Origin of the sequence: Lacihabitans soyangensis (assembly GCF_024343775.1) — a bacterium.
Classification (GTDB): domain Bacteria; phylum Bacteroidota; class Bacteroidia; order Cytophagales; family Spirosomataceae; genus Leadbetterella; species Leadbetterella soyangensis.
Genome location: NZ_RJUF01000034.1, coordinates 24,991 through 33,695 on the forward strand (window position 1 = coordinate 24,991; position 8,705 = coordinate 33,695).

10 protein-coding genes are annotated in these 8,705 nt (G+C 37.2%); 2 read left to right on the forward strand and 8 right to left on the reverse strand.

The genetic code is table 11. From position 1 onward, the window contains the following. Positions 1-3: 3 nt before the first annotated feature. The 5 genes from EGI31_RS11795 to EGI31_RS11815 form a co-directional block, all read right to left on the reverse strand. Positions 4-468 carry an SRPBCC domain-containing protein gene (locus EGI31_RS11795; RefSeq protein WP_255037436.1) on the reverse strand — a complete coding sequence of 155 codons (465 nt, stop codon included), beginning with the start codon at positions 466-468 and terminating at the stop codon, positions 4-6. Position 469: 1 nt separating this feature from the next. Then, positions 470-784, reverse strand: a complete 315-nt coding sequence (locus tag EGI31_RS11800; RefSeq protein ID WP_255037437.1) for an ArsR/SmtB family transcription factor — start codon at positions 782-784, stop codon at positions 470-472. Positions 785-917: 133 nt separating this feature from the next. Beyond that, entirely contained in the window at positions 918-3,167 is a 2,250-nt protein-coding gene (locus tag EGI31_RS11805; RefSeq protein ID WP_255037438.1) for a xanthine dehydrogenase family protein molybdopterin-binding subunit, read from the reverse strand. Positions 3,168-3,176: 9 nt separating this feature from the next. After that, positions 3,177-3,644, reverse strand: a complete 468-nt coding sequence (locus EGI31_RS11810) for a (2Fe-2S)-binding protein (protein WP_255037439.1) — start codon at positions 3,642-3,644, stop codon at positions 3,177-3,179. 152 nt (positions 3,645-3,796) lie between these two features. Next, the gene (locus EGI31_RS11815; protein WP_255037440.1) at positions 3,797-4,246 is read right to left on the reverse strand and encodes a nuclear transport factor 2 family protein; all 450 of its coding nucleotides are present in this window, start codon (positions 4,244-4,246) and stop codon (positions 3,797-3,799) included. 157 nt (positions 4,247-4,403) lie between these two features. On the opposite strand from EGI31_RS11815, the gene EGI31_RS11820 reads away from it, so the two are divergent. After that, a complete protein-coding gene (locus EGI31_RS11820) occupies positions 4,404-5,315 on the forward strand; it encodes a helix-turn-helix domain-containing protein (RefSeq protein ID WP_255037441.1) in 912 nt (303 codons plus the stop codon). Between the two features lie 9 nt (positions 5,316-5,324). Here EGI31_RS11820 and EGI31_RS11825 read toward each other — a convergent pair whose 3' ends face one another. The 3 genes from EGI31_RS11825 to EGI31_RS11835 are packed head-to-tail and all read right to left on the reverse strand — an operon-like array spanning position 5,325 to position 8,046. Further along, the gene (locus tag EGI31_RS11825) at positions 5,325-6,308 is read right to left on the reverse strand and encodes an aldo/keto reductase (protein ID WP_255037442.1); all 984 of its coding nucleotides are present in this window, start codon (positions 6,306-6,308) and stop codon (positions 5,325-5,327) included. Between the two features lie 52 nt (positions 6,309-6,360). Next, positions 6,361-7,251 carry a helix-turn-helix domain-containing protein gene (locus tag EGI31_RS11830; RefSeq protein WP_255037443.1) on the reverse strand — a complete coding sequence of 297 codons (891 nt, stop codon included), beginning with the start codon at positions 7,249-7,251 and terminating at the stop codon, positions 6,361-6,363. 3 nt (positions 7,252-7,254) lie between these two features. Beyond that, a complete protein-coding gene (locus EGI31_RS11835; RefSeq protein WP_255037444.1) occupies positions 7,255-8,046 on the reverse strand; it encodes a hypothetical protein in 792 nt (263 codons plus the stop codon). Between the two features lie 193 nt (positions 8,047-8,239). On the opposite strand from EGI31_RS11835, the gene EGI31_RS11840 reads away from it, so the two are divergent. Further along, positions 8,240-8,705, forward strand: a 466-nt coding sequence (locus EGI31_RS11840; protein WP_510186411.1) for a transposase family protein, incomplete at its 3' end; no start/stop codon positions are given.

Genomic DNA, 8,705 nt, shown 5'->3' on the forward strand with positions numbered 1-8,705 from the left:
TTTTTAGTTCAATTTTTCAACAATACTCTGAAGTCTGTTGTGAGCCATGTTAATTCCTTGTGCAAAAGGCAAGGCCAACATTTGGTCACGAAGGGCAACAGACCTATAAATAATATGCATGTTAAGTTTACTTTTGGAGTCAGAAACTGGCTCGAAATCAAGAAATTCTAATTGCGGCTCAAATGGCGTATTCTCCATCTGAAAGGTCCGTACGATCGTTGAGTTTTTAATAATATCATGGATGACGCCACTGAAAACGTGGACATTACCCATGGGGTCGGTGGTTTCAAAATGCCAGCCACCCTGTTTTTTATTTTCGAGTTTGATCACTTTCGTTCCCATCCACTGCTCCACAATTTCAGGCTCTAGGTAAGCCCTAAAAAGCAAGTTCAGTGGCAAATCAAAATCTCTGGTGATAATTATCTCTTGCTTATTTTCCTCTGCATGTATTTTGGTTTTACGCTCCATTTCAAATGTATTTTTTCATTATATCCTCCAATTTATTGAACCTTTCGTCCCACAATTGACGAAACTGCTCCGCCCAGTCCGCTACCTCCTTCACTTTTGAGGGATTCAGTTGATAAATGACTTCTCTCCCATTTTGCTTTTGTTTGAGAAGTTCACATTCGGTCAAAATCTGCAAATGCTTGGAAACCGTTGGTCTTGCTGTGTCAAAATTGGCGGCAATAGCTCCCGCAGACATTGACTGAGTAGCCAATAACAAAAGTATGGCCCGTCGGGTAGGATCTGCAATGGCTTGAAATACGTCTCTTCTTAAATTCATATGTAGCTATTTGGCTACAAATATATATGTAGCTATTTGACTACGCAAGGGATTTCAATAGAAATTTCGCAAACTAAAAAAGGCAGGAGTTTTAGCCCTGCCTTCAAGTACATGTTTTCAAGAAATAAATAAACTAACTCTCTCTACCTACTTCACTCATAAAAGGCTGATTATAATGTCTTTTGCCCGTGGTTTTAAACAAAGCGTTTGCTACAGCTCCAAATACAGGCGGGAAAGGTGGTTCACCAAGACCAGTTGGGTCTATATCGTTTTCTACGAAATGAACATCAATTTTCTTAGGAGCTTCATTATGCCGAATCATACGATAATTATGGAAATTGTTCTGCTCAGCAACCCCGTCTTTATGCGTCAATGCTCCATAAAACGACTGTCCGATGCCATCAACCACCGCACCTTGTACCATGTTTCGGGCGGCATCTGGGTTTACCACTACTCCACAATCAACGGCAGAAGTTACTGATTCTACGTACGGTTGGCCATCACGCATAACCATATCCACCACATGACCAGCATAAGATGCGTGACAGAAATAGGCAGCTACACCACGTTTTTTACCTGCATTTTCGGGTTTTCCCCAACCTGATTTTTCTTTTAATAACTCAAGGACTCCGATATATCTGCTGGCATCGTAATCGTTGTTTTTACCAACTGGATTTTCTTTGGCACGTTTCAACAAATCAAGGCGGAAAGCGATTGGGTCTTTTCCCATCGCTTGAGCTACCTCATCCAAAAACGACTGCTCTGCAGCAGCATTAAAATTGGAACGTGGAGCTCTAAATGCACCAATTGTAATGTTTGATGGAATCTCCCAACCTTCGGCCAAATAATTATCCACAGCACCGGCTGGAAAACGATTGGCATGAATAGGATTCTCTGGAATTCCTCCGCCTATTACATGAAAACCTATTAAATTTTTGTTGACATCAAGTGCTGCACGATAGGTTGCCGTGTACATTGGGCGATAAATTCCATAAGTCATATCGTCCTCTCTGGTATAAATCAATTTTATCGGAGCTTTCATTTTCTGTGAAATCCTTGCAACTTCATAGGCATATTGTGCATACGCTCTTCGACCAAAACCACCACCCATACGGGTCATTTGAATCTCTATTTTGTCAGCTGGTAAATTCAGAAGCTTAGAAAGTGTGGGTTCCATCCAACCAGGGGCTTGAATTGGACCAGATACTAAGGCTTTGTCGTCTTGTACATGTGCGAAGAAATTCATCGGTTCCATGCAATTATGTGCCAAAAACGGAGCATTGTAAGTGCGTTCAATAATCTGAGCTGCATTTTTGAAAGCTGTTTCAGGGTCACCATCTTTTCTTAATTGCTGAGCTGGTTTCTTGGCGTATTCAGCCATCATTTCAAATTGGCTACTTGTAGTTTCTAATCTGGCAGGCACTACTTTTTCAGTTTTTCCTCCTCTGCCCATAACGGTCTCTTTTAAATCACCCGCAGTTTCCCATTGAGCATTTATTTTTTTGCGGGCGTTCATTACTTCCCAAGTAGAATTTCCGACTATGGCAATCATTTCATTGAAAGTGCGGGTATCGAAACCAGCTTGCTCAAAACCATCATCGTATAACTTGAAACTAAAAACATCTTTGATACCTGGCATTTTTTTGGTAGCTGTTGGGTCAAAAGACTTTAGTTTCATACCAAATGCAGGTGGATGCTGAATCATAGCTATCAACATTCCATCAACGCGATAATCCATTCCGAAAAGTGGTTTACCAGTAACTACTTTCAAGCCTTCGGTGTTTTTCTTTGAATTTCTAACAATTGAAAAATCTTTTGGAGCTTTTAGCTTCACATCTTTCGGAACAGCCAATGTAGCTGCCTTAGCGGCCATTTCACCATATTTTGCTGTTTTTCCACTCGAATGAGATAAAACACCTAATTTTGTTGTAATTTCTGAGGCCGAAACACCCCAAGCCTGTGCAGCAGCATCGATTAGCATTTGGCGAGCGGCGGCTCCTGCATTGCGGAGTGGCTTCCAGTACATTCGAACCGAATTACTACCACCTGTAAACTGCATGCCGTATTTCACATTATCATGAGTACTCATTTCTACCACTACATTTTTCCAATCGCAATCTAATTCTTCAGCCACTATCATGGGTAACGAAGTCATTACGTTTTGACCAAATTCGGGATTGGGCACCAAAATCTTAATGACATTATCAGGTGTAATTTTGATATAGGCCGCTAGTTCAGACCAAACCGGTTCTGCTAGGTTCAGCTCTACAGCTTTTTCAGCAGCTTTCGAACTAAACCAACTAAAACTAAGCATCAGGCCACCACCAGCAAGGGCTGAGGACCTTAAAAAATCTCTTCTACTTTGTGATTTTATATTTTCCATAGTCTTGTCTTATTTAGTTTTTGATGCTTTAGCAGCGGTTTTGATTGCCTCTTTGATTCTGAGATAAGTACCACAACGGCAGATATTACCGCTCATAGCGTTGTCAATATCTTCATCACTTGGTTTTGGGTTGCTTTTGAGCAATGCCGCTGCCGACATGATTTGTCCGCCTTGACAATAGCCGCACTGAGCCACATCGTGTTCGAGCCAAGCTTTTTGCACAGGGTGAGTGCCATTTTCAGACAGCCCTTCGATTGTCGTAATGGCTGATTTTCCAATAGCTGAAACAGGCAGAACACATGAGCGAGTGGCATTTCCATCCAAATGAATGGTACAAGCACCGCATTCAGCCATTCCACAGCCGAATTTGGTACCGGGCATGTTTAGCGTATCACGAAGAACCCAAAGCATTGGTGTGGAAGGATCAACATCCACATTACGGGTTTTTCCGTTTATTTTAAGATTGTATTTTGCCATGATAATTGATATTTAAAGACTTTAATCTCTTTACAAAAATATTGCTATTTATTCTATAAAAACTACATCATTCAAACGATTTCTTACGAAATTCAAATGTTACTTTTTTTATTAAGTGCTAAAAACGAGTTTCAAGAAAACTGAATCCAAAATTATTTCTTTATCTGATGGGTATCTCTTACACTACTAAACGATAGAGCGAGCATTTTCCATGCCTTTTTTTGTTTTTGAAAAACTTCTGTAACTGTAAATTCAGTTGAAACATCACTTCCTCTAACATTTGCTAACAAGGTAATTCTATTCCATACAATAGCTGTTTTGCCCGAAACTTCAACAGCCGAGTCGTGAACGGTAGCTTTTTTGTACCAAATACTACCCGTTTTAATAATCTCAAGCTCCTCAGCTTTTTTCCAGGTACCGCTCATGTGAAGAAACTTTGACTTGTCGTCAAATAGTTTTTCTAATTTCTCAACATCCTTGTCGGCCATCCATTGCCATTTGTCTTTGGAAAGTTGGAGTACTTCTTTTTCAGTTTTTGATTGCGAAAAACCTACCTGAACTGTCAGAAATATTAGAAATAAGCTAATAATTATTCTTTTCATGTAAATAAATTTTTGTTTACACAAAACTACTTTATTCAGTCACTCATCTTAGTATATTAATTACTGTCATTTCTACCATTTTTACTGATTGTTAAAATGAAATGAAGATTAGTATTATTAAAATCATAAATTTGGATGTATTTCATAAGAACTAATCATGGAAAAAGTAATAAACATAGATAGTGTAAGCGAGTTTAACGCAAACAATAATCACAAAACAATGCACCCCTTGGTGACGGTGTTGGATTATTCAAAAGCTAATCCAAGAGATTGGGGTGAAGTAGACTCCATCCGATTTAATTATGGTTTGTATAGTGTGATATTGAAGGATATAGTCTGTGGAGATATGCGATATGGTCGGTATCATTATGATTATCAAGCAGGTACTTTGGTGTTTTATGCACCTGGGCAGTTTGTTTGTATGGATAATCCTAAAGTGGTTTATCAACCAATGGGATTTGGCTTACTGTTTCATCCCGACTTTTTGATTGGCACTCATTTGGCCAAATCCATACATCAATATAAGTTTTTTAGTTACCAAACCAACGAAGCCCTACACCTTTCGGAGGATGAAAGAGCTTTGATTTTGGATATTTTGGCTAAAATAGAATTTGAACTCAAACAACCTATAGACAAACACAGCAAAAAGCTTATTGCTAGCAATATTGAGTTGTTTTTGGATTATTGTCAGCGTTTTTATGATCGTCAGTTTATCACCCGTGATGTAGCCCACCGTGGTATTTTGGAGCGATTTGAAGAAAACCTCAATGCTTATTTTCATTCAGATAAACCCCAAATTATTGGGTTGCCTTCGGTAGCTTATTTTGCTGATGAGTTAAATCTTTCGTCCAACTATTTTGGAGATTTGGTCAAAAAAGAAACAGGGCAATCGGCAAAAGATTATATTCTGTTCAAAACCATCAGCATAGCCAAAGAAAAGATATTTGAAAATGACAAGACCGTTAACGAAATCGCTTACGAACTTGGTTTCAAATATCCGCAGCATTTTACCAGACTATTCAAGCAAAAAGTGGGCATGAGTCCGATGGAATTTCGAGGGTTGAATTAAGAAAATATATTACAATCCTGTAGATTTTTCCATGGCTTCGGTATATCTTTCTCCAGTAATTTTCACTTGTTCGGATGCTAAGGTCAGTTGTCTCAAGTCTTCGGAACTAAGTTGAAGAATTCCAGCACCATTGTTTTCTATTAATCGATGAATTTTAGTGGTTCCGGGAATTGGAACTATCCAAGGTTTTTGAGCTAAAACCCAAGCCAAGGCTATTTGAGCATTTGTAGCATTATATTTTTTTGCATATTCGGCAATTACATCTATCAATGCTTTGTTTGCGACCCTTGCCTCTTCCGTAAATCTAGGTATTATTGACCTAATATCAGATGCGGCAAATTCTCTTTTTTCATCAATTGTACCCGTTAAAAAACCTTTTCCTAATGGACTAAATGGAACGAAACCTATTCCCAGCTCTTCAATCGTAGGAATAATTTCAAGTTCGTGTTGACGAGTCCATAAAGAATATTCACTTTGCAGAGCTGTAATGGGCTGCACAGCATGTGCTTTTCTAATCGTATTTGCTCCTGCTTCTGAAAGCCCAAAATATTTGGCTTTACCCTCCTTTATAAGTTCACTTACCGTGCCTGCCACATCTTCGATAGGCACATTGGGATCAACCCGGTGTTGATATAACAAATCTATACAGTCAATTCCTAGTCTTTTAAGTGAGCCTTCCACAGCTTTTCTTATAGTTTCTGGTCGGCTATTTACACCAATCATTTCGCCATCGACTATTTCAAAACCAAATTTTGTAGCAATTTGGAATTTATGCCTAAAGGGCTTAAGTGCTTTTCCTAGCAATACTTCATTGGTATATGGTCCGTATACCTCTGCAGTGTCAAAAAAAGTAATTCCTTCTTCAACCGCTTTATGTAATAGTGTAATGCTCTCATCTTCAGATGGAAATGGAGCATAAGAAAAACTCAAACCCATGCATCCCAAACCGATGGCGGAAACTTCCAAATCTTTTCCTAATGTTCTCTTTTTCATGTAGATAGTTCTATTTTGAACAGTTTAAATTCTGATTATGGCCTACCGATTTTCAGTTATTTCTAAATTTAGTTGGGCTCAATAATGTATGTTTCTTAAAAAAATTATTAAAATGTGTTACTTCTTTAAAGCCAAGCGAATAGGCTATTTCAGAGATATTCCATTTGCTTTGTTTAAGCATAATTTTAGATTCTTGTAATAAGCGTTCGGCAATGAGTTGTGAAGTTGTCTTTCCGCCAGCTTCTTTCACGGCTCGGTTAAGATGATTTACATGAACATTAAGTTGTAAAGCAAAGTCAGAGGCTGTCCTGAGCTTAATTTCGGTATGATTTTCGTCAATAGGAAACTGGCGTTCAAGCAGTTCTAAAAATAGCCAATAAATTCGCTGGGAGGCATTAATGGGTAACTTCTCAATTCGCGATGAAGGACGGGTTTTCATGGCATAATGAATCAACTCATAAATCTGATTTCTGATGGCATCATATTTATGAATGTACTCAGAGTTGAGCTCGGTTTCAATTTTCTCAAAAACTCCACACAAATATTCAAATTGAGAATCATCTAATTCAAAAACGTGTGTACCTGTTGGCTGAAAGACTTCGTATTGAATCAAGTTGCCGAATAGATTAAAAAAAATGGCATCAAAAACTACATAAAACCCTGAAAGGTCGTCATCGACATGCTCCCATTTATAAGGAATAAACGGATTTGAAAACACAAGTGCTTGTTTTTCGAAGGAGAAAACTTTATCTGCATAATGTATACGACTACTTCCTCTACAAAGCGTAATTTTGAAAAAATCTCGGCGGCGATAAGGCACAGGTTTGGTTGCTGGATGTGGCAATCTAAAAACATTGACATGTCCGATATCTCGACCCAGATTTTCGGGTATCCACTCAAATTTCCTGCTATAAAAATCTTGTAAAGATTCTATTTTTTCCATAATCTACTTTTTAACAATTAGCTTTCTATCTATCGCATATCCCAAACTAATATTCCAATCGAATGATTTTCCAGCAATATCTGTTTTTAAAGGTTTATTTATAGTCGAACCCAAATAAAATGGTGTTTTTTTCGATGAAAGTGTAAAATTTGAGGCAAAATAATAACCCTCTTTCGCATCTAGTTTCAGATAAAATAGCTGAGGATTAAGCCTTAAAGATAAGCTTTTAATTAACTGAATTGTTGAAAAAGATCTCAGCGAAACCAAAGCAGTGTGATTATTGGCGTCGTCGCTCACGCCTTTGGCATACAGACAAAACAGGCTAATGCTATTATTTTTGTTGAGGATGATATTGGGCGTAAATTCAAAAGGAATGACACGAGAAACCGCCAAAGTATTTTTTATTTCGGGAGAAGTTTCATAAGCCAAAACTCTAAAAGGCACAGCAGGAAAATGCGTACCAATTGATGCTTGAAAACGTTTTTGATTGATGAGTTTGTAACGCCAAATAAAAATAAATGACCAAGGACGGCCATCCTTCAAAGCAAATCGAAACTCAGGGTCAAAACTAAATCTTTTACCTCCATTGATATTAAAATTAAAAATAGCGGCTGGTTTTCCCAGCGAAAAGGCAGGAATAAATGAGAACCCATTTTGAGTAACACTAACAGCTCCTCTGAAATTGATAATTTTTGAGGTAGTATCTTCTTGAGCTAATGAAATAAAAGAAATATTACATAAAAGAAACAATGATAGTAAGTTTCTATAAAAAGCATTTGGAATAAAATAAGACATATTATTTAAAATGAATGTTTAAATTATTCTGCAAACTTAGAAGTATTAAACGCTCACTATGAAACAAATTTCAAAGGAAAACTTACGAAAATCAAATATTAATAGAACCCGTTGTGCGGTTTAAATAAATAGAAAAAGGTTGTACATATAACTGAAATTCAGTAACTTAAAGAAATAACGACAAATCTTTAATATGTACAACCTGAAAGCAAATTACGACAAAATATTGCCAATAGTCAAGTTGGCCTTGAATGAATTTTTATTACCTGATGGTAATTTTAAGACTTACAAGAATAAGCCAAAATGGCCTGATATTGAGGTAGTTACACTATCCATTTTAGCTGAAACTATTAGCTTGGATTCTGAAAATTGGATGTTTTCAAAATTGAACAATGATTTATTGATGATATTTTCCGAGTTGATAGATAGATCAAATTATAATCGTAGAAAAAGGAGGTTAAGTGGGTATATAAATTCTATTTCTGAATGGGTGGCTCAGCAGATTGATGGTGAAAATAGGAAAGTAATTTTAGACTCAATTCCACTTCAAATTTGCATGAATCCAAGAATTCTTAGAAGTAAAATTTGCAAGGACGATAACAATGTACAGCCTTCAACGAGTTATAACCCATCTTTAAAGATGCATTATTATGGTTTTA